We start from the raw sequence: 26,479 nt of genomic DNA, 5'->3' as shown, positions 1-26,479 counted from the left end.
CATACGTATGCTATTGGCGCAGAACGTACGACCCACTCTCTAGGAAAATCCTTTAAGCACCTTGCATTGAGCTGGCATAATGGCGCGTCAGATTTTCCGGATTCGCTTTGGTACCTTCATTCTTCAATGCACTTATCCGCGATTTCGTTTTCTCGATCTCATGATAGACTCTTGCGACATCTTCAGCTTTTGCGCATAGGACAATCACCACTCAGCTGGTATCGGCCTCCACAATATCCCTGGGTTCGGCATGCATGTTACTGATGGAGACAGGCTGGTTTACTGAACTGACCTGCAGCCTGTCCTTACGGATTCAAACAAAGCGGCCTCTGGTAAACATCGGATACATATATCATGAACTGTATCGTGCTGCCGTCCGAGTTCGGCATATTGCTAAGCATCTTAATCGCTTGTGAGCTATGACCTCCTGACGGCATAGAATCTAGCATCTCTAACAGTACCCCAAGTATAGAAGCATAGTTTTCAGTAGTTATTGAGTATGAAGGACTGATCAAAAGAAACAATATAGGTAATCATCATAAAAGTTATTTCTCTCGTACTAAATAACCGTTATAGACTGAAATCACAGAACGATTGACCGAAGTGAAATCAACATTCAGCAATTCAATTAGCGGGGGAGCGACCATATGGAAATCCACAACCGGACTCCAAATGTATATGACTTGCTTGAAATAAACAAAATACTACTTTCAACTTCAAATAATGGTGAGTCATTTGAGAAAGACTTACATCTCAATGGATTCATAGAAAAACCATGGGGATATGAGTATAGAGTTTATTGTGATTCTATTTTTGACGTATGGCGTCTTCATATATCAAAGAATCAATCCACTTCAATGCATTGTCATATACTGAAAGACACCGTCCTTATATGCCTACATGGTGATGGCGAGACCAGATTTCTTGATGGTACACATCAGGCGTTAAAATCTGGCGACAGCATATATATTGCAAAAGGTGTATTCCATCAGACTATTTCGGGGAAATCAGGCATCGAATTAATTGAAGTTGAAAATCCAAGAAACAAATTCGACTTACTCAGACTTAAAGATAATTATGGCCGGAAAAATATGGCATATGAAAAGAAATCACAGGAACATGATCTTTTACCTCCTTTGCAACAGATAGCTGCTGGCACATTGATCAGAGAACATGATCTACACAAGTTAGCATACTTTTCCGTAAAAAATCTTGATAGAAACATGTTGAATGACGAGGATGATTTTATTTTTATTTCATTAGATGTAAAGAGCCATCTAATGGGAAAGATTCATATCCTACGAGCTAAAGATGCCATCTCAGAAATGTATTGTGGTCAGAATGTATTTTTAATTAACGTCCCGTAACGCAATAAGAAGGAAAATAACATGTCTAATCCGACACGAGTAGTGATAATCACTGGCCCAGGTTTTCAGGATCACGATGTAGTTTATACTTACTATCGTTCTAAAGAGGAAGGATACGATATATCTATTGCAACCAAGGATGGAAGTGCAGTGACAGGGAAATATGGCATCACTGTTCCTATGGATAAAAGATCCAAAGACAATATTAATTTTGATCAACTCAACGCCACTGATTTTGATGCTGTTATTCTCACTGGCGGTCATGAAGCGCCTGATAGAGTTCGCCAAGATCAGAGAGTTAAAGATTTTCTAAAGCAGATGGTAATACAGGGGAAAGTTGTGGCTGGGCTCTGCCACGGTCCCTGGATTATGATTTCTGCTGGTATTCTAAGAGACAAACTCGCCTGCGCTTATGTTGGTCTGAAAGACGATATGGTTAATTCCGGCGCCAATGTAATTGAAGCAGATGTAGTTGTCGACGGGAATATCATAACTTGCTCCTATTATGCCGAATGTGGAAAATTTATGCGTCAGACATTCGATGCAATAGATAGATGGAAGCGCGGCGAAACTCTTAAAGAACCGCTGGTGGTATAATTCGATGTTAATAGCAATGGATTTCGACGGGGTCGTGGTTGATGGAGTAGACGAATGCATGCTAATTACATGGAATGTATTACATGACAGACCTCTCAGTGATTTTAACCAAGATGTACTTCAAAACATCCCACGTCTGATGGCTAAACGGTTCAGGAAATTAAGGAATTTTGTACGCCATGACGGTCACTTTATTGCCTCATTCACTGAATTTGGTAATGAAGCTATAGATAATGACAGATTCACTGCTATATATGAATCAATTCCAACTGAAGATAAGAAAATATTCAGGGATAAGTTTATCCAGTATAGAAAACTGGCAAGAAGTATCTACCCTGGTTTTTGGGCTGAACTACACCGTCCGCTATTAGATGTTCCAAATTTATTTGAAACATCTAATGATGTCTATATTGTATCAGGAAAGGATGAAGAGTCTATATCATTCATTCTAAGTAAATATGGTTTAAACATACCCGCGAATAAAATATATGGGAGGATGACCGACAAAAATAAGACTCTTACTTTGCTAAAATCAATAGCCATCGATAAAAACGAGGATATTCTATTTATTGATGACAATATCCAAAATGTTATTGATGCATTAGATCATGGCATTCAATCATTTTGGGCTAATTGGGGATATAACATACCTGAGCATAAATTAATGGCCATTCAAAAAGGAATTAATGAATTAGATACCGAGGCTCTCTTGAAATTAGTCAAGAAACCCTCTTAACTTAATATTATTTCAATTTTTTCTGTATGAGGAGCAATAACTCATGGCGAAAGAAATACTATGTGGTTTTGGAGTGGGTGTAGATGCCGTTGCAGGCTGGCTATCTTCTTATGGGGGTGAAGATTCTCCAAGCGATATATCTCGCGGTATGTTCGCTGGCGAAGTAGGAACTCCACGTCTTCTGAATCTATTTGACCAGTTTAATATCCCCACCACCTGGTTTATGCCTGGTCATTCCATTGAAACCTTTCCTCGGCAAATGGAAGCAGTTGTCAATGCTGGACATGAGGTAGGGGTTCATAATTACAGTCATGAAAACCCAATATCTATGTCGCCTGACCAAGAAAGAGAAGTCCTTCTAAAAGGCATTGATATGGTCACAAAATTAACAGGGAAGAGACCTACTGGGTATGTCGCTCCATGGTGGGAATTTTCTCCTGTGACCACAGATCTTCTATTAGAAAATGGCATCAAATATGACCATTCACTAATGCATCATGATCATCAGCCTTATTATGTCAGGAAAGGTGATTCCTGGACCAAGATAGATTATTCCAAGACACCGACCGAATGGATGAAACCGCTGGTACGCGGAGAAGAGACGGACCTTATTGAATTACCCGCCAGTTGGACAATCGACGATATTCCTCCTTTCATGTTCATGAAAACAAAACCCAACAGCCAAGGTTTCATGAATCCCAGGGACATCGAACAGTTGTGGAGGGATCAATTCGATTGGGTCTACCGTGAGCATGAATATGCGATTTTTACTTTCACGATTCACCCGGACGTATCTGGACGCCCGCACGTATTAATGATGCTCGAACGTCTCTTAACTCATATGCTTGGTCATCCAGGGGTGAAATTCCTAAAATTGAATGACATTGCAGATGACTTTGCCAAGCGATCGCCACGGATAAAATAATGACACGGCAGCCGATAAGGCTGCCTGTTTTATGTATCTCAAACCATAAATCCGCTATTTTTTGATAGTTCGAGAATTCTGTCTCTGATTCCTGAAACGAGTGGGTTACGTAATGAGCTATCAATCCATACCAAATAGATTGAATTTATGGGGAGTCTCTCATGGACATTGACTTCAACGATCTGACCTCCTGCTATGCTTTGGGCGCATAAATACTCAGGCATCACAGTCCAACCAATATTTTCTCGGATCATTCTTTCTAAAATCCGCAAATCCGGTACAGTAATAGACGGACGAAGCAGTGCAAAAAAACGTGAAGAATCCTGGAAAACCTCCCTTATCAAGGGTAACTGTTCATCGTAAGCTATTAGAGGAAGCTTCGACAGCGTATCAATCACGTCCTCGTTTTCTTTGAAGTTGTCTGCTATGAGTGACGCTACCACAACTATTAACTTCTCCATTCCAATTTCAGCATATCCAAATTTTTGTTTATCCGGCATAGAAGTTGTGAAACCTAGTTGACAACTTCCGTCCAGAAGACAGCTGTATATGCGCTTCCTATTTCCTGTCAAAACTTTAAATTTAATACCTTCATTGAATAATATTTTCACCAAGTACGGTAATTTTGACCACATTAATTCTGCTGGCCCGATGAAAGATACTGTCCCCGAGGACTTTCTTGTACGTGATCTAAGCATCGACAACTTCAGTTCAATCGTTTCTAAATCTGAAGCCACCAATCTCGCCAATTCCTCCCCATCCACTGTAGCCACCACACCATGTGAACGACGAGTAAAGAGAACACACCCGGTAAAAGCCTCAAGTGAATGAATGTGGGCAGACATTGCAGGCTGGCTTATGCCCAACCGCATTGCCGCTTTTGAAATCGAACCAGCTTTGTATACTTCAACAAAACTTCGTAACTGAACCAGATAGCTCATACTGCGCACCCTTAAGAGCCTGAAGCTCTCCGATTACGACATAAAATCGAAAGCCTGCACAGTATTATGTTATAAACATGTTTCGTTAATGCTTCTACACATATTAACTTATTTTAACAATTAAACGATCTTATAGGGTAAGGATAGCATATAGCAATATAACACATTGATATTATTATATTTTATGTGTGTTATATCTGGTTAGCATTAAGGCTTCACGCATGCCATAAGGTTCGGATTGGCGTGTTATTTTCTATAATTTACTCTAGGGATTGATAGTCGCTAAACCTTTAAATTGGCTAAACAATCATTGTATTTTTATCTATTAACGTTGACAACCTCAACTCAAATCGAGTTATCACAAATTCCGTTGGTCAGCGAAGCGGTTAGCTTCTGTTAGACCGGTTCGGACTACCTTTCGGAACATTAATCATCATCCCATGGTGCCCGTTTCCATTTTTCAGTCATGAAATCGATAAATACACTTAGCCTACGGGGTATAGGATCTCGCCGCGCCCGGACAACACTGATCTGAGATGTGTTTGCTTCCCAATCAGGCAGAACTCGGCAAAGTTTCCCAGCCCTCAATTCATCATGAATATCCCAAGTTTCTCGAAGAGATATGCCAAGCCCCGCCAAACTCCAGGCATGCAATACATCTCCGTTGTCGCTGATAAGGTTGCCAGTAACGCTGATGCTTCTTTCATGACCGGCTTTACGTAACGTCCATGAATTGTGTAAAAAACCCGGGTAAGCGAATACTAAGCAGTTGTGATTTAAAAGATCTTCTGGTCGCTCAATGGGTGGATGATTCTTCAGATATTCGGACGATGCGATGAGAATACGTCTATTATTTGCTATTTTTCTGGCCAGAAGGCGAGAATCAGCCAGATCCCCCATACGAATAGCCAGATCGAAATCACCACTGTAAAGATCCTGGATTTGGTCAGATAACCTTAAATCAAAGCCCACCCTCGGATGTACTTGGCAGAATGCAGCGATCGCAGGAGCAACATATTTTCGGCCAAACGGTGCGGGCGCAGTCAAACGAATATTTCCGCTTAACTCCTCACTATCCCCTCGGGAAAGTTCCTTCATCTCATCCAGAACGGCCAACGCTACGCGAGCCCTCTCAGCTATAGCTCTGCCCTCGTCTGTAATACGTAGATTACGGGTGTTTCTTTCAAAAAGGGTAGTGCCAAGTGCAGTTTCCAGCCTGGCTATCTGCTTGCTCACCATCTTGGGGAGTATCTGTAGGTCTCGTGCTGCGGCAGAGAAATTGTTTCTGTCAACGACGTGTAAAAACACTTCAAGGTCGTCATTTCTCAAGTTTATTTTGTTCATTTTGGGGTAAGTGTTTGTCCATTTAGGTCTATTTAAAGGATAAATAGATTGTTCCACAATAAGACTCAATATGACAAGTCTGTTATGTCGCATGCAGTCAGAAGAATTTTGCTTTAAGCCCCCCATATAGAGGAAGTTAAAATGCCTAAACGTATCCTGTTTGTATTGACCAGCCATGACCGTAAAGGTCAAGCCGAGAGTAAAGATGCCGCACCCAGTGGTTTCTATCTTTCTGAGGTGTCTCACCCCTACGATGTACTCACAAAAGAAGGATATGAAATTGATTTCGTGAGTCCCAAGGGGGGCGAGACACATGTTGACGGTTTAGACCTCAGCGATCCGGTTAACGCCTCCTTTTGGAATAATGATTCCTTACGCGAGGCAACTAAAACCACATTAAAACCCTCGCAGATTGATCCTGACGTCTATGACGCCGTCTTCTATGCAGGAGGGCATGCGACGATGTGGGATCTCCCTGACAATATAGAGTTGGCGGATGTTTCATCACGAATTTATGAAAAGGGTGGCATTGTCGCTGCGGTTTGTCATGGCCCCGCCGGATTGGTGAATATTCGGCTTTCCGATAATGAATATCTGGTTGCGGGCAAAAAGGTGTCAGCTTTTACCAACGATGAAGAACGTGCTGTAGGGTTGCACGACATTGTTCCATTCTTACTTGAAGACACGCTGAAGCAAAGAGGTGCTGAGCATCTTGCAGCCGCAAATTTTCAGCCCCAGGTGATTGTCAGCGAGAGATTAGTGACCGGACAGAATCCCGCTTCCGCAAAAGGAGTCGCTGAGGCAATGCTGCCTTTGTTGGCTTCTATTGAAAATAGAAGAGCCTGAGTTATGAAAGAACGCATGCCTTTTGTTATATATGTCTTTGCACTCTGCGCTTTTGCTTTGGGATTCACTGAATTTGTCACGATCGGCTTAGTTTCCAGGATATCAGCTGATCTAAACGTCAGTGTCAGTCATATAGGTACAGCGGTGACAGCCTACGCCCTCGGTGCCGTAATTGGTGCTCCGGGATTAACTGCGTTGGCAACGCGATGGCCTCGTAAAAGATTATTACTTGTTGCTATGGGCCTGTTTACAGTTGGCAATGGTATCGTCAGTGCGTCTGAGTCCCTAACGCCTATGTTGATTGCACGATTTGCTTCCGGTTTAGGGCACGGAGTGTTTCTTGCTGTTGCTTCAAGTGTGGCAACCCAACTGGCTGGGCGACATCGTGCTGGCGCCGCTGTTTCGGTCGTTTTTGGCGGTCTTACAATTGCGTTGGCATTAGGCGTACCACTTGGTACCTACATCGGTAGTCTGTTGAGTTGGCAGTCTATATTCATGGCAGTAACGGCAAGTGGAGCGATCGGTTTCATTGGATTGGCAATGCTGATGCCCACGGATCAAAATGATCCCTCCTTGCAAGCAAATGCCATGGACGGTTTAAAAGCCATGTTCAACCCACTACTGCTTGCGGGAGCAGGAATTACAGTTTTGGCCTATGCAGGATCTTTTGCCCTGTATACGTATATTTCCCCGATTCTGCTTCAGGTAACGCATGTAGACGAGCGTACGAGTAGTTTGCTTATGTTGGTCTACGGCGTGATGGCCGCTATCGGGAATGTCTGGGGTGGTCGCCTGACTGACAAGCAAGGTGCAGATCGTGCCGTGCTGACAATTCTTATTGGTCTGGCGATCGTCCTCTTTGCTATGTGGTTCTCTGTCTCATCCTTAATGTTAATGGCACTGTTTATTGGGTTGCTTGGAGCATTGACATACGCAGCGGTCCCCTCAATGCAAGCAAGAGTGATAGGGCTATCTCACATACATACACCTGAAGCTCCAGCTGTGGCAGCAGGACTGAATATTGCCGGTTTTAACGGAGGAATTGCATTAGGGTCGCTATTGGGGGGGGTAGCACTGGATGTTACTGGTCTTACAAGCCCTACTTGGGTTGGAGGCGGAGTAGTAATCGTTGGTATTTTATGGATGTTATTACAAATAAATTCTAATAAAAGACGCACCACCTCCGATTACTCCTGATAGTACACATAGCATTTAAAATGGCTCAGTGAACACCAAATCACTGAGCCATTTTATTTTACCTCTTTGAAAAATGTCACAACCAAACACAGGTTATTTTTTATTTTATAAAATCGGCCTAAATCATTCTGTTCTATTTCATATCAATCAGAATTTTAAACATCTTTCAAAAACACAGCGAAATTCATCAGCAATATCATTGTGTGAAAGGAGATGTATTATGTCAGACAATCCAACTTACCTAAACAATAGAGATGGAATTCCAGACTGGATAACTATCAGGGAGGCGGTAAGACTTCTCAATGGATTGAATGGGTGTAAAATAAGAAAAAGTGATTTTTATCGATTTGCTCTGCAAGGGAAAATTCGGTTTTCAATATATTTTCAATCCCCAATAACATTGAGGAAAATTAAATCACGAAATCATAAATTAAAGCTAAGACCAATAAAAAGTTCGTCAACGATGAAATCATTCATGCTTGCCGAAAGTTCCTTTGTCAGCGAAAACAATTTAACTTTCAGTACTGAAGGGAGATATATCCACCCTGTACAAAGAGTCATTGACACAACATTGCTCGGCTATGAATATGTCCTTATACAGCGTTTACTTGCACATTCATTAAAGATACCATCACCTGTAACAGGAGCAAAGTCGTATAATTATGGCATTACCGTTTGTTTATTGGGGGAAACGTTTCAACTTTTCGAAAAGATGACATGGCATGAAAGAATCGAACGACACGTAGAAAGGCTACCTAAGTATATTTCATCAGATGATTACGAAGATATAATACTAAACGCTACAAAGAAAGATTCGCATAAATATTATTTTCCTATGCATGAATTACCGAGCGATGCCTGCTTTGTCCTCAGAAAAAGTGAACTTGATAAGTTGATCAACAAACCGATCGAAAAAGAAATACTTCAACCGTCTCCAACTCGGATATCCACCCCTCTATCACGCCTCTTCTGGCTTGCCTGCAAAAATAATGAAACTATCAGTCCGTTAATCATGCAACCGTATAAACTATTGTCCATTTTTGAACAATGGGCATCTGAGGAAGGCATTACCGATCGATTCAGTGGCGACACACTGAAGACTGCGCTTGAGCGCGGCTCGCCCCCTTCCCTACCAACACAAAAGTAAGATGATGCCCTTCGCTATGAAAACCCGTATTAAGGATTGTATTTTCCGTAATACGGGCTCATCACCTTTCTCCACACCACGACTTTGTGTTGTCGTGTTATCTCCCGGCTAGCGCTATATCTGCCACAGGAGAATACCGTGACATCTCATCAGTTATTACGTCTGAAACAGGTTGAAGAAAAAACGGGCCTGAAGCGCTCTCAAATCTATCTGTATATGAAAGACGGCACCTTCCCCCGCTCAATCAAGATTGGCCCGGCCAGTGTCGCCTGGCTCGAATCGGAAATTGACGAATGGATCAATATTAAATTAGTCCGCCGCTCAATAGGCTGAAGGGAGAAAATACCATGATTATCCCGTCACTTAATTACGCCGTATTAACCGATGCCCTGCATGCATTGAAGGAGGGCAACATTCGTTACTGTGAATCGCTAGGATTCACTTTCGACGAAATGAATGCCCTCAACCAGTTGTCACTAGACGAGCTGTTTATCATCAGTCGGGAGTCTGCGCAGTTTTTGGCTGTGACGGTTCATCACGACGCATTACACCTGCTTCTGGCTAAATCCCGTGAGGCGGTTCTGCAGCAGCAACGTATCGATCATGCCATCCGGCTCGGCGGGTCAATTGCGCTACTCAATAAGTATTTTGGCCTCACCTCCAACGAAGTTTGCCTTCGCCGCCGGTTACTGGGCGTCCGTGTGCCTTATGGCCGGACGCCAGAGCCGGACGAAGATACGGATACTGCCATCTGGCTGCAATGGCAACAATGCCGGGTGGCCAACCTGGAATCGACCGATGCGCTGGCCGCCATGATGCAGGTAACGCAATCCCTGCTGCCGAAAGTCGAAGGGTTGTCACTGACCATCGTCTGGAAGCGTATCGCACTTTGTGAACAGGAGGCGTCAGACCGGAGGGCCGCAAATGCCAGATGAGATCGACCGCGATCAGGAATTTAATGAGCAACGACTGGAGGAGATGATTGAACAGAGTCGTTTTAAGCCAGGGTCTACGCCATCATTATTCCATTGTCGTCTATGCGGTAAGCCCATTCCTGAAAAGCGACGGCAGGCACTCCCGGGCATAACCACCTGCACGGAATGCCAGGAAAAACTTGAACGTCGAACACGTTAATAATGGTCACAGAGACATGCAGGAATATTTCCCCTGCATGTCTCTATCATTAACTATAAATCCACAGTCGTCTTTATTAACTATTTCACTTCCTTTTATTTACCCCAAAGCTTATCCCCTTCTACCGCTAATTTATCTCTCTCATTTTAACTTTGAATTTATCGTTTATATACCGCCCCGGATATCTGATCCTGAAAACGTCATTACAGAATGGTTGCCCGAATGGTCGTTAATTTCCCCAGATCGGGTATTGCTCTTTAAAAATAAGGTTCGGGCTGTCACGAAACCACAATTCAGGGTGCCGCTGAATGTTCTCGCTGACCCGTTAAAACCGGAATGCAGAATTGGGATGTGACATTCATTTAACTCATTGTTGTTTTTATTAGAGGAGTCGTCATGCGAAAACCCATTTACCACGTATTTGTCACTCAGGAAAGTCAACCCGATGCACAGGGCGAAATAAACACGTATTGGACCAGGGTTGGCGTGGCGTTCGCTCATAACGGTAAGTCTGGCCTGAATATCATGCTGACACCCGGCATTGCCGTTTCCGGCAAGTTAGTTCTCCTTGAGCCCAGGGATGACGGCGGCGCGACACAGGATACTCAGTCCATTTAACCGCCCTTACCCCTTTTCCCGGCCCTGTGCCGTCTGATGGCGGTACGCGTTGCCCGGTTTACCATTCCGAGGCCATCATGCTTTCCACCCCCGTATTTCTGGCGGCGGCTATGCAGTGCGCCCCCAGCATTCACCCGTCCACGGCGCTTGATGTGGCGCGGGCCGAATCCGGTTTGAATCCGTATGCCATCGCTGAAATTCTGCCCAGTGGCAAAGGCGTGATCTCACATTTTCCCACGAGCAGGGATGAGGCCATCAGCCTCACCGGACGGCTGGCAGCACAGGGCCGACGCTATTCGGTCGGGCTGATGCAAATCACCAGCACCAATTTCCGTCATTACCGCGTGAGCGCCCGCGACCTTCTTGACCCCTGTACCAACCTGTCCGTTTTTGAGCGCATCCTCACCGACTGCTACCGCCGCGGCGGTTCCCTCAAGCGTGCGCTCAGTTGCTACTACTCGGGAAATTTCACGACCGGCCAACAGCCGGAATCCACATTTAACCAGACCAGCTACATCCAGCGCATCGGCTACGCCGTGCCGTCAACGCAGGAAGACCGGCAGCGACCTCCCACCAAAAAGCTCGTGCCGGAAATCCATTACCCCGCCGCCGTCTTGCGTGGTGAGCTTACCGATAACGCTACGTCAGTTCTGACATCCCTGCGCTACCCCAATGCCGTTATACGCGGCGCGTTACCCATTCCCAGCCCCCAGGAGGAACAATGATGAAACGAAAACAGACTGACTGGCCCGTCCTCACGTCCTTGCTAATGACAACCCCGGTGCTGGCAGCCGACAGCGGATTTAATAAAGCCAATGAGACGCTGAGCAACACTTCCACAGGCCTGCTCGGGCTGGCCGCCGTCACCATCACACTGGCCACCATGTGGGTGGGATACAAAGTCTTATTTGACGGCAAGAGCCTGCATGACATGCGCAACGTCATCATTGGCGCCATCCTTATCGTCGGTGCGTCAGGTTTCGGTGCCTACTGGGCGTCATAAGGGAGGTAACGATGGCTACGCTGAACAAAGCGCTGACGCGGCCTGCCGCCATAGCCGGCATTCCCCTCGTGCCGTTCGTAATAGTCAGCGGGGCCATCGTCCTGCTGGCGGTCTATGTCAGCTATTACCTGGTATTACTGCTTATTCCCGCCTGGCTGGAGATGAAGGCAAAGGCCAGAACCGATATTCACTATTTCGGGCTGCTCTGGCTGGCCTTTAAAACCCGTGGCCGGTTTGGCACCAATAAACATTTTGGTGCCAATGCCCTGCTGGCAAACCGCTATGACGCCGTCGACGTCTCGGAGTTTATTGAAAAAATGAAGTTAAACGAGCACGTTACGCTGGATAAATACATTCCGTATTCCTCCCATATTCACCCGCACGTCATCAGAAACCGCCAGGGTGATTTGGTTGCCAGCTGGGAGCTGGAGGGCACCGTTTTTGAATGCGAGGACGAACATCATCTGACGTTAATGGCGACGCATCTCAATAACGTGATTCGTGCGTATGAAGGCCTGCCGGTTACCTTCTATCTTCACCGTATCCGGGGAAAGTACCACGATGTCTTTGACGCGAATTCAGGCATTCCCTTTTCTGATGAAGTGACCCGGCTGTATTACCAGCCAATCAACGAAAAACCGTTCTGGCGGCACCGGCTGTTTTTCACCGTCTGCTATGCACCCTTCTCCCCGCTGGAGAAAAAAGCCATGAAGGCGCAATCGTCCGGTAAACGCAAAGCGGCGCTGGATGATGCCCTGAAAGTGATGCTGGAATACCGGGAGGCGCTGGCATCGGCGCTGTCTCGCTATACGGCCACGCCGCTGGGGATGTATGAAGAAAACCGGCGGGTGTATTCCGCCCAGCTGTCCTTGTATCACCGCCTGCTGACCGGCCAGTGGCAAAAGGTCGCGGTCACGCGTGCACCGTTATATGAAACATTAAGCACGCCGGATGTCTTTTTTACCACCGACACCGCCGAGTGCCAGACCGTCGGCGGATCCCGCTTTTTTCGCAGTCTGGAAATCAAAGATTACTCGCCTGAAACCGCGACCGGCCTGTTAGACGCACTGCTGTATGCCGAAAGCGAGTACGTGCTGACGCAGTCCTTCACCTGCATGGCCCGCGATGAGGCGCAGAAGCATATTCGCCTGGCGGAAAAGCGCCTGACTTCGGCGGATGACGACGCCATTTCGCAGCGTGAAGAGCTGATTGTCCTGCGTGACCTGCTCCAGTCCGGGCATGTCTCGTGCGGGAAATACCACTTCTCCCTGCTGGTATCTTCAGACAGCCCCGAGCAGGTGGTGAAGGATGCCAACGCGCTGGCGCAGCCTTTCGCCGACCTCGGCATCATGACAATGCTGTCGACGCTGTCGCTGCCCGCCGCGTACCTTGCGCAACTGCCGGGGGTGTATACGCTGCGCCCCCGACTGGTGGCTATCAGCAGCCAGAACTTTGCCGACCTGGCGAGCCTGCACAACTTTCATTCCCACAAGCGGAGCGGCAATCCCTGGGGCGATGCCATCGGGATACTGAAATCCCCGGGTGGTGGCGGATATTACCTGAACCTGCATGACAGCCAAAGCGGGCGGGATGACTTCAACGAAAAAACGCCGGGTAATACGGCGATTATCGGGAAAACCGGCTCCGGGAAAACGATGCTGATGACCGTCATGCAGCAACTGATGCAGAAGTACCGCAATCCGGTGACGTTCTCCGCCTCAGCCACAATCCAGCGGTTCACCACGGTGTATTTCGACAAGGACCGGGCGGCGGAGATGGCGATACGTCAGATGGGCGGGCGTTATTTTCGTATTCGCACCGGTGTGCCTACCGGTTTCAATCCTTTTGCGCTGGCTCCAACCCGGCGGAATATCAGCTTTATCAAACGGCTGGTGCGCATGCTGTGCGGCCGCAACGGCAAGCCGCTCGATCCGCGCGATGAGGAGCGGATCAGTGCCGCCGTGGATACCATTATGCTCGACTACCCGCCGGAATACCGCAAGTTCGGGATCACCCGACTGCTGGAAGTCCTGCCGGAGCCGCCAACCACCGATGCCCGCATCAACGGGTTACGTATTCGCCTTAAACAGTGGGCGCAGGGCGGCGAGTTCGGCTGGGTATTCGACAATGAGGAGGACACCTTCAACATCAGCCACGTTGATAACCTGGGTATCGACGGTACGGAATTTCTCGATGATGACGATGTTCGCGGCCCCGTCACGTTTTATCTGCTGTACCGCGTCACCAGCCTGCTGGACGGTCGCCGGCTGGTGATGTTCATGGACGAGTTCTGGAAATGGCTGGCCGATGTCGAATTTTCCTGCTTCTCGCTCAATATGCTGAAAGTGATCCGCAAGCTGAACGGCATCTTCGTCCCCGCCACCCAGTCACCTGACGAAATCGTCAAGCACCCGATTGCCCCGGCGATTATCGAGCAGTGCAGTACGCAGATTTTTCTCGCCAACCCGAAGGCCAGCCGGGCGGATTACGTGGAAAAGATGAAAGTGCCGGAAAGCGTGTATGACATCGTCAGAAACCTCGATCCGGGTGAGCGCTCTATGGTGGTCCTGAAAACGCCGTTACGCGCGGGTGAAACCCGGCCTTTTGTGGCTGTGGCGAAAATGGATTTATCGGGCCTCGGGAAACTCACCAAAATGCTGAGCGGGAGCGAAGACAACCTGAAACTGTTCGACACCCTGTATCAGGAAGGAATGCAACCTGATGACTGGAAAGCCGCCTTCCTTGAACAAGCCCTGTAATAATCCTGACGGAGGTAATGAAAATGCGGTTCAGAGATATCATACTGGCGTTATCGTTGTTTATTTCCACCCAGGCGATGAGCGCCGGAATACCGGTATTCGACGCCGTACAGAATACCGAATCCATGAATCAGTGGATCCAGAAACTCCAGCAGTGGCAGGAAACCGTTACCCACTATAGAAGTGAACTTGATGCCTACAAGCAGCAATTAGCCACGGCAACGGGCGTGCGGGACGTTCAGGCATTTCTCCGCGAGGCAAAAAGCCTGAAAACCGATATTGATAATCTTCGTCAAAACGGTATTTCACTGGATGACCTGCTGAGCAACCAAAGCGGGTCATATTCGTCTGAACTTAATAGTTTGTATAACAAATATAAAACGTTCGATACCTGTAACCCGTCCAGCGCTTCACAACGCTATCTGGACAGCTGCAAACAGATGATCCTGAATCAGGCTGTAGCGATAGAAAATACGTCCGAGGTTGAAAACAAGATCACGGACACGCTCGACGATATATCAGATTTATCAGACCGTATTGCTAATGCGCAGGATTCGAAAGAGTCGCAGGACCTGGCTAACGCCATCGCAGCCAAAAGCGTACAATTGAATGCGCTGACCAGCCAATGGGAAATGTCAGTCAAACAGGCTGAACAGCGAGCAACGCTGCTGGAACAGCAAAAACAGAAAGCCTTTGAGCAACAGCAATTAACTGCGCCCGTTGCCGATCTGAACTCTCTATAGGGAGGTTAACATGTTAAAACCCGTATTAACCTTATGCGTCATTTCAGGCATTCTCGTCTTATCCGGTTGTAAAGAGACGAAATCAGAAGCCTGGTATAAAGAACATCCCGATGAAACCTATAAGGTCTATACGCAATGCCTCAAGGATGGCGAGGCAAGCGACAACTGCGAGTTTGCGCACCGGGCAGCACTAATGTTTGCCCAGACAGGCAAACCCGGTAGCAGGGAAAAATTCGAGACACTGTTTCAGCAGGAAGCCCAAAAAAGAAAATCCGTCACTCAGTAATATTCCCGCCAACAAAAACAGGGATCCCTCCCTGTTTTTATCCCCTGTCTGTTCCTGACTAATGAGAGGCACCATGTCCGGTGGTATTTTTGTTGGTATGGACAAAAACATCATGGATGGACTCAATGCCGTGTTAGAAGGTCAGTCTTCTACCTACGGCACCCTAATCAGGGTGATTATCATCAGTTCCTTCACCCTATTTATTACGTATCGCGGGTATCAGACGCTTGGCGGCAAACTCCAGACACCGGTTGAAGATGTTGTCTGGGATGTGGGGCGCATGTTGCTGATCACCACCTTTGTTTTAAACCGCGATGGCTGGCTGAATGCCATCATTGTGGCCATTGAAGGGCTTAAGGACGGCATCAGTGGCGATGATAATGTCTGGGCGCTGCTCGATACGGTGTGGGAAAAGGCACAAGCGCTGGGGCAAACGCTGTTTAATCTCGATACCTCCACCTACGTTAAAGTGAATGGCGGTTTTGCCGAGGTGCTGGTCTGGGGCGGAGCAATCGTTCTGTTACTGGCTGCAACCTTTGTCAACCTGCTCGCCGAAATCACCATTCTGTTAATGACCACCACCGCCCCACTCTTTATTTTCTGCCTGCTGTACGGTTTTCTTAAACCCATGTTTAATAACTGGCTGAAAACAATATTTACCGCAATCTTAACGATCATGTTCTCTGCTCTGTCTGTCCGGATCGCCATCAACTACCTGAATAAAATACTGGAGGCCGCCACAGCAACGTCTGCTGAAAGCAATATGGTGACCCTGGCGGCGCAATGTTTGCTGGCCGGGATTGCCGCAGGCGTCGTGGTGTATTTTTCAGCGAAAATAGCCACTGCGCTAAGCGGTGCCGCCGTGCAGGCCGTGTTACAGGGGGCTGCCATGAGCGGACTGAGCGGGCTGGCCAGCAAATCTGCCGACTTTGCCAGACCCGGCATAAAGACCGGGGGCCGACTGACCGCCAAAGGTGGCATGGCCGCAGCAGCGACAAGCGGCAGGTTCATTGCCGCAGGGGCGGGCAAAGCCGTGAGCGCCTGGCAGAAACGTGCCACCGCCATCGAAAGCATGAAACGCCAGAACCAGCAGCTTCACCGTTAATTCCTCCCGACCGTTAATCTCATTTCCCCGTCACGCCGTGGCCTCAGCCAGCGGTGCGGCCTTCCTGCATTAATCCGATAAGAGGCTTCCATGAAATTCAGCATCTTGCTCCTGGTGCTGTGCGCGCTTACGGGCTGCGCGCAGCATCAGGGCGACCTCCCGCCGGTGTCCGGCGATCCCCAGCCGGTGAATTCCCCCGCCATCATTCAGGAGCTGACTCACCATGTCTGATATTCAGCGCATCATTAATGTCTCGCGCTCTTTTGAATCCATCCTGCTGGAAAAGGAAGAGCGTTCCCGCAAAACCGCCTGGCGGGTGGCCGCTGCCGGGCTGATTCTGGCTGCACTGACGATCACGGCCATTATTATTCTGCTGCCGCTGAAAACCACTGACATTGAATTGTGGTCGGTGAACAAGCAGACCGGTCGTTATGAGTATATGACCCGTATTAAAGAGCGGGATATTGCGTCTGAAAAAGCGCTGGCCCATTCACTGGCGGCACACTATGTCAGACTCCGCGAAGGGTATAATTATTTCTCCCTCCAGCGTGATTACGACGACATACAGTTATTTAACAGCGACAGCGTGAACCGGGATTATCTGGACGGGTTTAACGGCGACCAGGCTCCGGACGTTATTTTTAATAAAGCCGAATATGTCGTCTATATCGACATTATTTCTAATGTGCATGCGCCTGCCACCGGACCGGATAACCTGGCAACACTGCGTATTAAGCGCACCCTCCGCCGTATTTCTGATAATTCAGTGAAAACGGATTTCTGGAATATCCGCCTCACTTACCGTTATGTCCCGCATCAGCAACTGACGGACAGTCAGCGTGAAGTGAACCCGCTGGGCTTTATCGTCACCAGCTACCAGCGCGATAAAGAACTGAGGAACGAATGATGCTGAAAAACATCCTGCTCCTGACGGGCTTACTGGCATCATGCGCGGCATGGAGTGCCGCCACCCCGCGCGGCAGCGCCTATGACAGCCGGATGCAGAACGTATCGTATAACAGCCAGAACGCCACCGTGGTGAATACCCGCCCTGGCTACGTCACCACGCTGCTGTTTGACGACGATGAAGCTGTGATTGATGCGCAAGCGGGCTTTCCAAAAGGCTGGACGGTGACGAAGAGTGATAACCGGGTAGGCGTCAGCCCGAACCCCATCACCCAGCCGGTGACGGACGCCAGCGGCAACAACGTCAGCCAGGTGTTCCTGCCCACGGCAAAGGACTGGAAGACCAACCTCTTCGTGGTGACCTCAAAGCGTGATTACAGCCTGGAGCTGAACGTGCTGGACCACGATTCCCCCGCGCAGGCGTTCGTTATCCGTTACCACTATCCGGCCGAGGTTCGCCAGCAATCTGCCGCCGCCAGCGCCGCGCGTCAGACGCAGCAGCGGGAAAGACAGGAGAAGCAGCAGATAGCGTCGGCATTCGGACAGGCCAGCACGCCACGCAACTGGCGCTACACCAAACGGGTCGCCGCGGGTTCGGCCTCCATCGCACCGGATTTTGCCTGGGATGATGGTCGTTTTGCTTATATCGGTTTTTCCCCCATCAGAACCCTGCCTTCCGTTTTCCGGGTGGTTAACGGACGGGAGCAGGCAGTCACGCCCCGGACGGTTAAGCAGGGTAATTACACCGTGATGGTGGTGCCGGCATCACCACAACTGGTGTTGCGTTACGGCACCTCGGTGGTGGGGATCAAAAACGACGGATTCGGGCGCATCCCGATAACCCGCAGCGACACTGTTTCACCGTCCGTTACGCTGGAGGCCAGATGACCGATAAACCTGTCCCGGATGAACCGGAAAAAAACACCGCAGAGCGGGAAGCGGAAGCCCGCGAACGCGCCCGTGCGGCAATGGCGTATCAGGAGCCGGAGCAGAAAACACCGCCCGGCCAGCCGGAAGTGACCCGTTTTCGTAAGGTATCCGGTCGCCGCACGCTGATCGTCACCGTGCTGAGTCTGACTCTGGTGATCGCCCTGGCATCCGGCGGCGATCGGATTTTCAGTGCATTGAAAGGGCGTAATGAGAAAGAAGCCGACACCGCGCTGCCGCCCTCCGCCGGGAAGACGCTGCATGAGCGTCAAAATCTGGGCATGGACAGTAACCCGTTTGGCCAGTTCGGGCCGCACACTCAGGGCGGAACAGACCCTGTCAGCCAGACCGTCTCCTCCGCACCCACCCTGCCACCGCCCCCACCCGCCCTGAACAAGGCAGCCGCGCTGGCTGACGGGGTGAACAACGCCCGAATAATGCCAGGCGATAATGCACGCACGTCCCCGGATGAAACGCGCAGCCACGCAGAAATGTCCGACAGTCCGCCATCATCCACGACGTACACATCCTGTCCGTCAGTACTGACTAGGGGAAAGGATGGCAGCCTGCGCTGCCCGGAGACTGCCGCGCCGGAAACGGATAATAACGACAATCCGGGCGTCGCCCGGGTCACCGGCGTCAGACGGTTGGGTCTCGATCCTGATCTCTATATCCCGGTGGACCGCTATATCCCGTGTTCGATGATGTGGCGCTTCGTGTCCGATGTCGTGGGGCATATTTCCTGCCTGGTCAGTGAAGATGTTTACAGCGCCAGCAACCATGTGACGCTGATCCCGGCGGGAACGGTCGCCCGTGGCATCTACCGCACCGGGGCACTGCAACACGGACGCAGCAGGATGTTTGTGCTGTGGACGGAGCTGCGTACGCCTGAGCCCGGCAGCCTGCAAATCCCGCTAACTGATACGCAGGCCAGCGGCCCGCTCGGCGAGGCGGGGATCTCTGGTTGGATCGACAACCATTTCTGGGAGCGCTTCGGCAATGCCCTGATGCTCAGTACGGTGCAGGACGTGGCTGCGGCGGCGTCGGATGCTGCCCCGGGGAAAGACCGCAATACCGACTACACCGAAAACACCCGCGCCGCCACGGCGGAAATGGCGAAAACGACGCTGGACAACAGCATCAATATCCCGCCCACCCTGTACCTGAATCAGGGTGATGTCATCGGCATCATGACCGGCACCGATATTGATTTCTCATCCGTCTGGCAGCTACGACTGAAAAAGAGGTGGTATGAACGCTGAAAACCTGTCGCTGGATTTTATGAAAAACCAGCTGTTTGGTGAGTTTATTGCGCAGGACGGCCTGACGGAAATTGCCGTTAACCGGCCGGGTGAACTGCATACCAAAATCCGGGGGAAATGGCGAAAACATGAAGCCCCGATTACGCTGCGTCAGTGTTACGCCTTTGCCAGAGCGCTGGCGTCGTGGCAGGACGATAATATCGACGACACCTCACCGATCCTTTCCGCCACGCTTGAATCAGGCGAGCGCATTCAGGCCATTATTCCCCCCGCATGTGAGCGCAATACCGTGTCTATTACGCTGCGCAAACCCTCATTCGGGCAGAAAACACATCAGTCATGGATTGATACGGGATTTTATAACCGGGTAAGCGGTCAGGAGCGAACGGAAGGCAAAGATGTTGAATTGACCCGCTATTATCAAGGTGGGGATATTTCCCGCTTTATGGAAAAAGCGGTGGAATACGGCAAGACGATTTTTATCGTCGGTGAAACCGGATCCGGTAAAACCACCTATATGAAAACGCTGCTGCACTATATTCCCCGGCACCTCAGGCTGACCACCATCGAGGATAATCCCGAAATCCGGTTTTATCACCACACCAACTATGTTCATCTCTTTTATCCGGCAGACGCCGGGGATAATGCCATTGTCACGCCCGGCAGACTGATACGCGCCAATTATCGTATGAACCCTGACCGGATATTACTGGCTGAAATTCGCGGACAAGAAGCCTGGGATGCGCTGAAAATCGTCGGTTCCGGCCATGAGGGATTAATGACTTCCCTGCATGCAGGCAGCCCGGAAGAATGTATTGAAGGGTTAATTGACCGCTGCTATGAAAACCCCGACTGCCGGAACATGCCTTTCAACGTGCTGTTACGCAAGGTGCTTAAGAGCGTTGATGTGATCGTCAGCATTGATATTCACGGTGACATACGCCGCATGAGTGATATTTATTTTAAACCCCTTCATCTCAAAGACATGAGAGGTATATTCAGTAAAGGACTTCAATAAATAACGTATCGAATTACGCAACCCTCGTTTAAATATGAAGGTGACCGAAATGAAAAAAACAATATCTTCCGCATTATTGCTCTGCATTATGGCGTCATATTCCACCTCCGTCATGGCCGCTGACGCCTGTGAAGTGGTGTTATGCATGTACGGTAAAGCCACCGGGAACGGCGGCGGCAATGAATGCCATTCTGCTGAACGTGCATTCTTTAATATCGTCAAAAAGAACAAGCACGGTTTTCTGCCGGACCATACTGCCGATGCCAGAAAATCATTCTTATTTGAGTGTTATTCAGCAGACCCGGCAATTATCAGCCAGATAATCAGTAAATTTGGCCGCGTGCGTAGTTAATTAGCGGAGGTTATATTTATGACCAAACTGGGTTTTATTCAGCATCCCTGGACACATCAGCGCGGGGATTCCATGCGCGCAACCTGTGTTATTGAGCACATTGAAAATGAGGCAATGCGCGGATGCGGCCTTTATTATGAAATTTATCACTACCGGGTTATCTGCCGGTTATTGCAGTTGCTGCAAACGCTGAACGCCACCGACAGAATAACGCTGACAGAAGAAGCCAGCCGGCGAGGATTTACGCTGGATGAAACCAGCATTAAAGAAAGTCGCCAGTGTTATTCCGACATCATCAGGGAAATCCGCGAGACCCAATATTAACCTTCCTGCCTTAATTTTATTCGCAGGTCTCCTATAGCGCCAAAATATTTTAGCCGAGTCGGCTTAAGGCGTGGTGGTTTTCAGGTTTTTACGGCCCAGCACATTTTTCGCGAATTAAGGAGTGAAGAAACACGACCGTAAAAATGAGGCAGCGGACAGAATTATTTTCGCGGATTAAGGAGCGAAAATAGTTCAGGCGCCGCGCCTCACCGGCAAACAGCCGCGCCCACGCGGATTTTGCCGGCCGGGGGGAGCCGAATAAATTTCGCCGCCCCAGCGAGCGAAAAGCTGTCGCCCACGACAGCGGTTTATTTGGGGGGCACAGCCCCGCACACCGTCGCGGCTAAGTCTCCGGCCAAAAGCCGGTAGCGTGGCACGACCACCCTCTTTAAAGGTCAGCTTCCCTTTTATTCACGCTGCGAGGAACGAGCAAAGGGAATAAAAAGGCGAAAGCGACCGTCTTAAAGGGGGTGGTCGCGCGTAGCGGGCGACGGTGTGCCGCCGTTGACGTTGGGGGTTTTGGCGCAGCGTCCAGCCGCGACATTACCCCCATGTGACAGGCCATAAGGGCGTCCAGCCCGCATGTACTGGCGCACGCCGTTTGGTGCAGGGAAGCATGCTTTCCTGCACATGGCCGCAATGCGGCCACCTTCTTTACCCCATACGCTCGCCCCGCCTTTTCGCCCGACACCGTGGGGCGAAAAGGCGGGGCGATGTCATGGGGCGAACTGCTGACGAAGGAGGCATCGTGATTTTGAATAAGCTGACCGTTTCACTGTCGCCGATAGTGAATGGCGCGCTGAGCTTCATGGCTATTATGCAACAGCATCAACTGATGCTGGCACTGTTATCGGGGCTGACGATGCCGTTTTTCGCGTCGATGAAAAGCGATGAACGTCAAAAAGCCCCGTTGTGGCAAAAGCTGATTATCACTTTTTCCCTGCTGTGTTTTCTTTCCGGTACCATGGCCCCGGTTGTTATCTGGATTTTCCAGTGGCTTTATCAAGGCCGTGTAGTCGCCAGTATTCCCGTTCTGGCATGGCCAGTGCTGATTATCTTTACCGTAACGGGTTTTATTTTGCATATTCTGCTGCGCAGGGTATTAACCCCTGAATTAGACAAAATAAAGAAACACCTCGTCAGAAAAACCACGCTTGAACGGGAATTACGCACCGATGTCCGTACGGTGAAATCACTGCTGCCGGAAACGCTGCATTATAATCCGCTGGATTATATCGACCTGAACAAAGGGTTATTTATCGGCATGGACCGCGATGTTCAGCCGATGTATCTGCCGTTAAAAGACTGGCAAAAACAACACGCGGATATTATCGGCACCACCGGCGCCGGTAAAGGGGTTGCCACCGGGATATTACTTTACCAAAGTATTCTGGCCGGCGAAGGCGTATTTGTGATGGACCCCAAGGATGATGAATGGGCACCCCACCTTTACCGAAAAGCCTGTGAAGATGCCGGGAAGCCCTTTGCCTTAATTGACCTGCGAAAACCCCAATACCAGTTAAACCTGATTGAAGAAATCACCGCCGATGAACTGGAAGAACTTTTCGTTGCCGGTTTCAGTCTGGCAGAGAAAGGTCAGGAATCTGACTTTTATCGGATTGACGACCGGAAAGCGGCCCGGATAGCCGCGCAGTTTGTCACCCGAAATACTGCCTCAACCATTCGGGATGTTTATAACGGCGACTACGTTCAGGGTATTGCCGATAAAATAAAAGCCTTCTTCGGGAAAATTGAAGAGCTGGCCTTGCTCAATGCCATTAATGCGCCGACAGGATTTTCGCTTAATACGATATTTGAGGAAGGGGGTTGCTGTTATGTGATTGGCTCAATGCGCAACAGCAAAATCATTACCGCGCAGCGCATGCTGCTGGTTCGCCTGTACCAGCTGGCAGAAAGGCGCGAGCGAGTGAAAGACGTGCCCCGCCCCATTGCTATTTATCTTTCCGAACTGAAATACCATTTATCCAGGCCCGCGCTGGAAGGCTTAGGCGCGGCGCGGGATAAAGGCGTACATATTATTATGGATCATCAGTCGATTGCCGATTTAAAAGACTGCCCGGCAGATTTGAAAGGTGACGCCGTTGTCGGCGCGGTCGTTGAGAATGCTAAATTCAAACTGGTATATCGTGTCATGGATCCGGACACCGCTGAATGGGTGGCAAGGATGTCCGGCACTATATTAGTCGATGATGAGGTCCGCAAAGCGAAAACCGATGCCGTGCTGACAGAGACCATCGACAGTGAACGCACCATCAGGCAGGCCGAGCGTTTCTTTACCGACAGCAATATGATCCTGAACCTCCCCGATTTTGTCAGCTTCATTTTTACGACAAAAGCACTCCCTGCTGCTTCTCTGATTTCACCCATCAGGGTGAAAAAACGCGAACTGGAGATCAGCGCCGTGTCGCCCGCGATTGCCGCCAGCGCCGCAACGGTAAACATCACCCTGGATTTTAACGAGGAGGAAACTTCCCCCGGACCCGCATCAAAGACGGATATCACCACAACGCGACCCGATCTTTTTTTTGATAATACGGACGAAGAAGACACAACAACACCGAACGCCGATAAAGAGGAAAACCCGTCATTGCTGGATTTTTAAAGGGTGAATGATGCTGATAACCGCATACAGCGAACGCCAGACGCGACATCGCGAAAAAATACAAAAACTGCTCAATTTTCTGAAGGAAGAAACGTACAGTGACTTTAAAACACTGATGCTGCTGTTCGGCTTCAGAGACCATAAATCGCTATATTCCCTTCTTTCAAAAGTCGAGGGTATGGGCTTAATACAAAAACATGTCCTGGTATCGCGCACGATGAAAATTTCATTGTGGGGCATAACCAGTGACGGACTGGCCGTAGTGTTAACCCCCGACGATACACTTTTTCCGGCACGGTTTGAGCCGTCAAAAATTACCGGCTGGACGCTGGAGCACCACCTTGATAATCAGACCGCCCGTATCATTCTTGAGCAAAAAGGCGCATCCGGATGGATAAACGGCGATCGCACAACCTTCCTCAGTCGTTATCAGACCAGCCATCGCCCGGACGGACTGATTACGCTGCCCGGTGGCACCGTGATCGCCATTGAGACCGAGCGCCGTCTGAAAACCAAAGCCCGTTATCAGTCGATCATCGCCAGTCATTTGCTTGCCCGAACCCGTAAAGACTGGATTTACGTTTTTTATATCGTGCCGGACCCGCAGAAAAAGCGCGGTCTTGAACGGCTGTTTGAGAGTATCAGGCACGTGATCGTTAACCATCAACACATTCCGCTGGAACCCCGCCACCGGAATGTATTCCGCATCTACACGCTCGACGAGTTGCAACGGCTGGATTTAGGCAACTGCATATAGTTGTTCTGTATCACCAACTGCCCCAACCAGCCCACCAGCGGCGCAATGACCGGAAGTAATGCCCTACCGAAATACTCCCCCATCATCAGAATAGACTGGAGTCCAGAATGAACAGAGAAACTGACCGACTTTCGGACGTACTAACCGAAATGAGCGCAAAAGCGCTGGTGACATGGATGACGCATTCCGCATTGCAGGACATACCACGCGAAGCATTACTGGTTCGCGGCCACGATTTTGTCTATGCCCTGCACGCAAATTTTGTGCTGCTGCGTGATGTTCTGTCAGAAACGCTGGAAGATATTGAGCAGAAGAGCCATGACCTCGAAGAAAGACTGGATAGCCTGGAACAGCGGCTGCTTGCGCTTCAGGTAGTTGCTGGTAACCGAGAATAACTGCCCATTCCCCCCTGTCCGTGTGACTTGCTTTATTCCACTGTAGAGACATGACTGTTCGGTGCTCGCCTGGCTGCGCTCCGCCTCACTCATGTCTCTACAGCGTTACTGGTTAAGCCTATCACAGCACTCAAAGCCGCATTTCTTTGCGGCCACTTCCTGCTCAGATTTTATCAATTAAATAAAGATGCGCTTTCGATGCCGCGCTGGCGGCCTTGAAAATATAGCGTTTGTCGTTCTTCAGTGCTTTCAGCCAGTAAGCGATATAGCTTTCGTGCTGAACCTCTCCGACAATCCCCAGGTCCGCCATCAGGAACGCGCTTCCCAGTTCGGCGATCAACTCCTCAAAAGCATAATCCTCACTGCCAAACTTCCCTTTCATTTCACGGTTCAGCCGACTTTTTGCCCCGCTCCAGTGAATCAGCTCATGCAGGCCGGTGGCGTAGAAATTGGCAGCATCGCTAAAAAGACGACGTTCCGGTAAATGGATTTCGTCGGTTGATGGTGCGAAAAAGGCGTTCTGCCCCTTCTCAATGATGTTTGCGCCACTCTTCCGTAACAGGTTCTCAGCCTGCGGCAACGGGTCAAATGTTGCTTCCGGGCTGACTGTTTCAGTTGTCAGGGCCAGGCCGTCGATTTGCTGAACGTTAAACACGTTGAAGGTTTTCAGCATCGGGATATGTTCAACTTCTCCGGCGTCGTTTTCCTTTTCTAGGGTCGTATAGAAAATGGCGGTAGTGCCGTGTTCTCCCTTGCGTACCTGCCCGCCTTCCGCTTTTGCCTGTTTGTAGGTCATCCAGCGCGAATCACTGAATCCCTGTTTTGAGGCACTGCACCATAGCAACATGATATTCATCCCACTGTAAGCAGCTCCAGTTGAGTAATTTGAAGGCAATCCTGACATACCCGGTACGCGCTGCCACGGGCAGGACCACGGCTTAACGCCTGCTTCAAGGGCAGAAATGATGCTTTCAGTTACTGACTCATAAATATCGGTTTTGGTTCTGGAAAATTTCGTTTTTGATGAGCCTGACTGCTCCAGCGGGGATACGCTGGTCGCCGTTGCGGTGTCAGGGGCGCTAGTCTGGGTATGCAGGAAAATAGTCATGGTTTTTCTCCGTCAGTGGTGTGATTTTCGTCTTCGTATCGCCTGACGGTTCGCTTTCC

At 49.4% G+C, this 26,479-nt stretch carries 30 protein-coding genes; 27 read left to right on the top strand and 3 right to left on the bottom strand.

Features of this window, described 5'->3' with window-relative positions:
- Window positions 1-647: 647 nt before the first annotated feature.
- The 4 genes from AAZT04_RS08275 to AAZT04_RS08260 are packed head-to-tail and all read left to right on the top strand — an operon-like array spanning window position 648 to window position 3,625.
- Complete coding sequence (locus tag AAZT04_RS08275; RefSeq protein WP_047100533.1) at window positions 648-1,367, top strand: cupin domain-containing protein; 720 nt, start codon at window positions 648-650, stop codon at window positions 1,365-1,367.
- Window positions 1,368-1,388: 21 nt separating this feature from the next.
- Window positions 1,389-1,964, top strand: a complete 576-nt coding sequence (locus AAZT04_RS08270) for a DJ-1/PfpI family protein (RefSeq protein WP_015689825.1) — start codon at window positions 1,389-1,391, stop codon at window positions 1,962-1,964.
- 4 nt (window positions 1,965-1,968) lie between these two features.
- A complete protein-coding gene (locus AAZT04_RS08265) occupies window positions 1,969-2,700 on the top strand; it encodes a hypothetical protein (RefSeq protein ID WP_015689824.1) in 732 nt (243 codons plus the stop codon).
- 43 nt (window positions 2,701-2,743) lie between these two features.
- The gene (locus AAZT04_RS08260) at window positions 2,744-3,625 is read left to right on the top strand and encodes a polysaccharide deacetylase family protein (RefSeq protein ID WP_015689823.1); all 882 of its coding nucleotides are present in this window, start codon (window positions 2,744-2,746) and stop codon (window positions 3,623-3,625) included.
- 38 nt (window positions 3,626-3,663) lie between these two features.
- Here the strand turns inward: AAZT04_RS08260 and AAZT04_RS08255 are convergent, their stop codons facing one another.
- Window positions 3,664-4,566: a LysR family transcriptional regulator gene (locus tag AAZT04_RS08255; RefSeq protein ID WP_015689822.1), complete on the bottom strand. Its 903-nt coding sequence runs from the start codon at window positions 4,564-4,566 to the stop codon at window positions 3,664-3,666.
- A gap of 426 nt (window positions 4,567-4,992) precedes the next feature.
- A complete protein-coding gene (locus AAZT04_RS08250) occupies window positions 4,993-5,910 on the bottom strand; it encodes a LysR family transcriptional regulator (protein WP_015689821.1) in 918 nt (305 codons plus the stop codon).
- A gap of 141 nt (window positions 5,911-6,051) precedes the next feature.
- Between AAZT04_RS08250 and AAZT04_RS08245 the strand changes: the two genes are divergently transcribed.
- The 23 genes from AAZT04_RS08245 to AAZT04_RS08135 all read left to right on the top strand — a co-directional run bounded on the left by AAZT04_RS08245 (window position 6,052) and on the right by AAZT04_RS08135 (window position 25,312).
- Window positions 6,052-6,756 (top strand): type 1 glutamine amidotransferase domain-containing protein, encoded by a 705-nt coding sequence (locus AAZT04_RS08245; RefSeq protein ID WP_434679654.1) that lies wholly within the window; start codon window positions 6,052-6,054, stop codon window positions 6,754-6,756.
- Between the two features lie 3 nt (window positions 6,757-6,759).
- Complete coding sequence (locus tag AAZT04_RS08240; RefSeq protein ID WP_434679652.1) at window positions 6,760-7,953, top strand: MFS transporter; 1,194 nt, start codon at window positions 6,760-6,762, stop codon at window positions 7,951-7,953.
- A gap of 220 nt (window positions 7,954-8,173) precedes the next feature.
- The gene (locus tag AAZT04_RS08235; protein WP_015689818.1) at window positions 8,174-9,100 is read left to right on the top strand and encodes a hypothetical protein; all 927 of its coding nucleotides are present in this window, start codon (window positions 8,174-8,176) and stop codon (window positions 9,098-9,100) included.
- Window positions 9,101-9,238: 138 nt separating this feature from the next.
- Window positions 9,239-9,433: an AlpA family transcriptional regulator gene (locus AAZT04_RS08230; RefSeq protein ID WP_009635172.1), complete on the top strand. Its 195-nt coding sequence runs from the start codon at window positions 9,239-9,241 to the stop codon at window positions 9,431-9,433.
- A gap of 14 nt (window positions 9,434-9,447) precedes the next feature.
- Complete coding sequence (locus tag AAZT04_RS08225) at window positions 9,448-10,035, top strand: DUF2857 domain-containing protein (RefSeq protein ID WP_434679647.1); 588 nt, start codon at window positions 9,448-9,450, stop codon at window positions 10,033-10,035.
- Window positions 10,025-10,234, top strand: a complete 210-nt coding sequence (locus tag AAZT04_RS08220; RefSeq protein ID WP_033783515.1) for a TraR/DksA family transcriptional regulator — start codon at window positions 10,025-10,027, stop codon at window positions 10,232-10,234. The genes AAZT04_RS08225 and AAZT04_RS08220 overlap by 11 nt, the downstream gene beginning before the upstream one ends.
- Before the next feature lie 396 nt (window positions 10,235-10,630).
- Window positions 10,631-10,852 (top strand): hypothetical protein, encoded by a 222-nt coding sequence (locus AAZT04_RS08215; RefSeq protein WP_103826093.1) that lies wholly within the window; start codon window positions 10,631-10,633, stop codon window positions 10,850-10,852.
- Window positions 10,853-10,929: 77 nt separating this feature from the next.
- Window positions 10,930-11,577, top strand: coding sequence for a lytic transglycosylase domain-containing protein (locus AAZT04_RS08210; RefSeq protein WP_434679642.1), 648 nt, complete (start codon window positions 10,930-10,932; stop codon window positions 11,575-11,577).
- The gene (locus AAZT04_RS08205) at window positions 11,577-11,855 is read left to right on the top strand and encodes a TrbC/VirB2 family protein (protein WP_060854760.1); all 279 of its coding nucleotides are present in this window, start codon (window positions 11,577-11,579) and stop codon (window positions 11,853-11,855) included. The genes AAZT04_RS08210 and AAZT04_RS08205 overlap by 1 nt, the downstream gene beginning before the upstream one ends.
- 11 nt (window positions 11,856-11,866) lie before the next feature.
- Window positions 11,867-14,614 (top strand): VirB3 family type IV secretion system protein, encoded by a 2,748-nt coding sequence (locus AAZT04_RS08200; RefSeq protein ID WP_434679639.1) that lies wholly within the window; start codon window positions 11,867-11,869, stop codon window positions 14,612-14,614.
- A 23-nt stretch (window positions 14,615-14,637) separates the two neighbouring features.
- Complete coding sequence (locus tag AAZT04_RS08195) at window positions 14,638-15,357, top strand: type IV secretion system protein (RefSeq protein ID WP_434679636.1); 720 nt, start codon at window positions 14,638-14,640, stop codon at window positions 15,355-15,357.
- A gap of 10 nt (window positions 15,358-15,367) precedes the next feature.
- Window positions 15,368-15,643, top strand: a complete 276-nt coding sequence (locus tag AAZT04_RS08190; protein ID WP_434679635.1) for an EexN family lipoprotein — start codon at window positions 15,368-15,370, stop codon at window positions 15,641-15,643.
- 73 nt (window positions 15,644-15,716) lie between these two features.
- Window positions 15,717-16,748: a type IV secretion system protein gene (locus tag AAZT04_RS08185; protein WP_434679633.1), complete on the top strand. Its 1,032-nt coding sequence runs from the start codon at window positions 15,717-15,719 to the stop codon at window positions 16,746-16,748.
- Window positions 16,749-16,838: 90 nt separating this feature from the next.
- On the top strand, window positions 16,839-16,979 hold the full coding sequence (locus AAZT04_RS08180) for a hypothetical protein (protein WP_015696803.1): 141 nt from the start codon (window positions 16,839-16,841) through the stop codon (window positions 16,977-16,979).
- Window positions 16,972-17,655 carry a virB8 family protein gene (locus tag AAZT04_RS08175; protein WP_434679632.1) on the top strand — a complete coding sequence of 228 codons (684 nt, stop codon included), beginning with the start codon at window positions 16,972-16,974 and terminating at the stop codon, window positions 17,653-17,655. Before AAZT04_RS08180 ends, AAZT04_RS08175 begins: the two co-directional genes overlap by 8 nt.
- Entirely contained in the window at window positions 17,655-18,542 is an 888-nt protein-coding gene (gene virB9, locus AAZT04_RS08170; protein ID WP_434680233.1) for a P-type conjugative transfer protein VirB9, read from the top strand. Before AAZT04_RS08175 ends, virB9 begins: the two co-directional genes overlap by 1 nt.
- A complete protein-coding gene (virB10, locus tag AAZT04_RS08165; protein WP_434679630.1) occupies window positions 18,539-19,843 on the top strand; it encodes a VirB10/TraB/TrbI family type IV secretion system protein in 1,305 nt (434 codons plus the stop codon). Before virB9 ends, virB10 begins: the two co-directional genes overlap by 4 nt.
- Window positions 19,833-20,861 carry a P-type DNA transfer ATPase VirB11 gene (virB11, locus tag AAZT04_RS08160; protein ID WP_434679627.1) on the top strand — a complete coding sequence of 343 codons (1,029 nt, stop codon included), beginning with the start codon at window positions 19,833-19,835 and terminating at the stop codon, window positions 20,859-20,861. Before virB10 ends, virB11 begins: the two co-directional genes overlap by 11 nt.
- Window positions 20,862-20,910: 49 nt before the next feature.
- Entirely contained in the window at window positions 20,911-21,213 is a 303-nt protein-coding gene (locus tag AAZT04_RS08155; protein ID WP_434679624.1) for a TrbM/KikA/MpfK family conjugal transfer protein, read from the top strand.
- A gap of 18 nt (window positions 21,214-21,231) precedes the next feature.
- Window positions 21,232-21,537 carry a hypothetical protein gene (locus AAZT04_RS08150; protein ID WP_434679622.1) on the top strand — a complete coding sequence of 102 codons (306 nt, stop codon included), beginning with the start codon at window positions 21,232-21,234 and terminating at the stop codon, window positions 21,535-21,537.
- Window positions 21,538-22,285: 748 nt separating this feature from the next.
- On the top strand, window positions 22,286-24,160 hold the full coding sequence (locus AAZT04_RS08145) for a type IV secretory system conjugative DNA transfer family protein (RefSeq protein ID WP_434680231.1): 1,875 nt from the start codon (window positions 22,286-22,288) through the stop codon (window positions 24,158-24,160).
- A 10-nt stretch (window positions 24,161-24,170) separates the two neighbouring features.
- Window positions 24,171-24,917, top strand: coding sequence for a MobC family replication-relaxation protein (gene mobC / locus AAZT04_RS08140; protein ID WP_434680229.1), 747 nt, complete (start codon window positions 24,171-24,173; stop codon window positions 24,915-24,917).
- Window positions 24,918-25,024: 107 nt separating this feature from the next.
- Window positions 25,025-25,312: a hypothetical protein gene (locus AAZT04_RS08135; RefSeq protein WP_434679619.1), complete on the top strand. Its 288-nt coding sequence runs from the start codon at window positions 25,025-25,027 to the stop codon at window positions 25,310-25,312.
- A gap of 163 nt (window positions 25,313-25,475) precedes the next feature.
- On the opposite strand, the gene AAZT04_RS08130 is transcribed toward AAZT04_RS08135, so the two are convergent.
- A complete protein-coding gene (locus AAZT04_RS08130; RefSeq protein ID WP_434679616.1) occupies window positions 25,476-26,420 on the bottom strand; it encodes an ArdC family protein in 945 nt (314 codons plus the stop codon).
- Between the last annotated feature and the right edge of the window lie 59 nt (window positions 26,421-26,479).

The organism is Serratia sp. Je.1.23.a (assembly GCF_051129805.1).
Classification (GTDB): Bacteria; Pseudomonadota; Gammaproteobacteria; order Enterobacterales; family Enterobacteriaceae; genus Serratia; species Serratia liquefaciens.
Note: the sequence above shows the minus strand (reverse complement) of the source record. Positions and strands in the feature narration are given on the sequence as shown.

Coding starts and splice junctions, on each gene's coding strand:
- mobC (WP_434680229.1), top strand. CDS start 24,171: ATGCTGATAACCGCATACAGCGAACGCCAGACGCGACATCGCGAAAAA.
- AAZT04_RS08255 (WP_015689822.1), bottom strand. CDS start 4,566: ATGAGCTATCTGGTTCAGTTACGAAGTTTTGTTGAAGTATACAAAGCT.
- AAZT04_RS08185 (WP_434679633.1), top strand. CDS start 15,717: ATGTCCGGTGGTATTTTTGTTGGTATGGACAAAAACATCATGGATGGA.
- AAZT04_RS08270 (WP_015689825.1), top strand. CDS start 1,389: ATGTCTAATCCGACACGAGTAGTGATAATCACTGGCCCAGGTTTTCAG.
- AAZT04_RS08250 (WP_015689821.1), bottom strand. CDS start 5,910: ATGAACAAAATAAACTTGAGAAATGACGACCTTGAAGTGTTTTTACAC.
- virB9 (WP_434680233.1), top strand. CDS start 17,655: ATGCTGAAAAACATCCTGCTCCTGACGGGCTTACTGGCATCATGCGCG.
- AAZT04_RS08265 (WP_015689824.1), top strand. CDS start 1,969: ATGTTAATAGCAATGGATTTCGACGGGGTCGTGGTTGATGGAGTAGAC.
- AAZT04_RS08190 (WP_434679635.1), top strand. CDS start 15,368: ATGTTAAAACCCGTATTAACCTTATGCGTCATTTCAGGCATTCTCGTC.
- AAZT04_RS08180 (WP_015696803.1), top strand. CDS start 16,839: ATGAAATTCAGCATCTTGCTCCTGGTGCTGTGCGCGCTTACGGGCTGC.
- AAZT04_RS08260 (WP_015689823.1), top strand. CDS start 2,744: ATGGCGAAAGAAATACTATGTGGTTTTGGAGTGGGTGTAGATGCCGTT.
- AAZT04_RS08235 (WP_015689818.1), top strand. CDS start 8,174: ATGTCAGACAATCCAACTTACCTAAACAATAGAGATGGAATTCCAGAC.
- AAZT04_RS08150 (WP_434679622.1), top strand. CDS start 21,232: ATGACCAAACTGGGTTTTATTCAGCATCCCTGGACACATCAGCGCGGG.
- AAZT04_RS08210 (WP_434679642.1), top strand. CDS start 10,930: ATGCTTTCCACCCCCGTATTTCTGGCGGCGGCTATGCAGTGCGCCCCC.
- AAZT04_RS08135 (WP_434679619.1), top strand. CDS start 25,025: ATGAACAGAGAAACTGACCGACTTTCGGACGTACTAACCGAAATGAGC.
- AAZT04_RS08205 (WP_060854760.1), top strand. CDS start 11,577: ATGAAACGAAAACAGACTGACTGGCCCGTCCTCACGTCCTTGCTAATG.
- virB11 (WP_434679627.1), top strand. CDS start 19,833: ATGAACGCTGAAAACCTGTCGCTGGATTTTATGAAAAACCAGCTGTTT.
- AAZT04_RS08215 (WP_103826093.1), top strand. CDS start 10,631: ATGCGAAAACCCATTTACCACGTATTTGTCACTCAGGAAAGTCAACCC.
- AAZT04_RS08220 (WP_033783515.1), top strand. CDS start 10,025: ATGCCAGATGAGATCGACCGCGATCAGGAATTTAATGAGCAACGACTG.
- AAZT04_RS08275 (WP_047100533.1), top strand. CDS start 648: ATGGAAATCCACAACCGGACTCCAAATGTATATGACTTGCTTGAAATA.
- AAZT04_RS08200 (WP_434679639.1), top strand. CDS start 11,867: ATGGCTACGCTGAACAAAGCGCTGACGCGGCCTGCCGCCATAGCCGGC.
- AAZT04_RS08130 (WP_434679616.1), bottom strand. CDS start 26,420: ATGACTATTTTCCTGCATACCCAGACTAGCGCCCCTGACACCGCAACG.
- AAZT04_RS08245 (WP_434679654.1), top strand. CDS start 6,052: ATGCCTAAACGTATCCTGTTTGTATTGACCAGCCATGACCGTAAAGGT.
- AAZT04_RS08225 (WP_434679647.1), top strand. CDS start 9,448: ATGATTATCCCGTCACTTAATTACGCCGTATTAACCGATGCCCTGCAT.
- AAZT04_RS08175 (WP_434679632.1), top strand. CDS start 16,972: ATGTCTGATATTCAGCGCATCATTAATGTCTCGCGCTCTTTTGAATCC.
- virB10 (WP_434679630.1), top strand. CDS start 18,539: ATGACCGATAAACCTGTCCCGGATGAACCGGAAAAAAACACCGCAGAG.
- AAZT04_RS08240 (WP_434679652.1), top strand. CDS start 6,760: ATGAAAGAACGCATGCCTTTTGTTATATATGTCTTTGCACTCTGCGCT.
- AAZT04_RS08195 (WP_434679636.1), top strand. CDS start 14,638: ATGCGGTTCAGAGATATCATACTGGCGTTATCGTTGTTTATTTCCACC.
- AAZT04_RS08155 (WP_434679624.1), top strand. CDS start 20,911: ATGAAAAAAACAATATCTTCCGCATTATTGCTCTGCATTATGGCGTCA.